The organism is Escherichia sp. AM3 (assembly GCF_032029835.1).
Lineage (GTDB): Bacteria > Pseudomonadota > Gammaproteobacteria > Enterobacterales > Enterobacteriaceae > Escherichia > Escherichia coli.
The window spans coordinates 1-498 of record NZ_JAVUPQ010000542.1; the positions used below are offsets into that span (position 1 = coordinate 1).

Below are 498 nucleotides of genomic sequence, written 5' to 3' on the forward strand. Positions count from 1 at the left end.
GTCACGCACACTTTCGCTTCGATATCAGGATCTCTGGCCAGCGCATGAACCAGAGGCGCCATCTTGATGGCCTCCGGCCTGGTGCCAAATCCGGTTAGTACTTTCACATCGATTCTCTTCGATTAGACGATGAAGGCCGCAGCCTTCATCGTAGACGGCGTTCTTAGTTTGTGCGGCGACGCAATAACGCTACGCCAGCGCCAGTCAGTGCGCCCACAATCCCCCACATGATCATCAGGAATGCGCGACGCGGACTATCGCGTTTTACAGGCTCTTCAGGTGTTCTTAAATAACGATAGGTCTGAAAACGCGGGTCGAGCGTTGGACCGACGTTGAGCGTATTGAGCATCGCGCGGTTTTGGTCGTAATCAAGGTCAAAATCAGGGCCAACGGCCTGGATATTTTCCAGACGCGCCTGAAGCATTGGGCGACCAAGAAGGAACATTTCTGAATCCGGGAGTTCGTCAGCCGGAACATCCGTTTCGCTACGGGAAATAT

1 protein-coding gene and 1 pseudogene are annotated in these 498 nt (G+C 53.6%); both read right to left on the reverse strand.

From position 1 onward, the window contains the following. Nucleotides 1–107, reverse strand: a 107-nt coding sequence (locus tag RTW80_RS27120; RefSeq protein WP_312721191.1) for a hypothetical protein, incomplete at its 3' end; no start/stop codon positions are given. Nucleotides 108–163: 56 nt separating this feature from the next. Further along, nucleotides 164–498, reverse strand: a pseudogene (locus tag RTW80_RS27125) (polysaccharide chain length modulation protein); the annotation flags it as partial.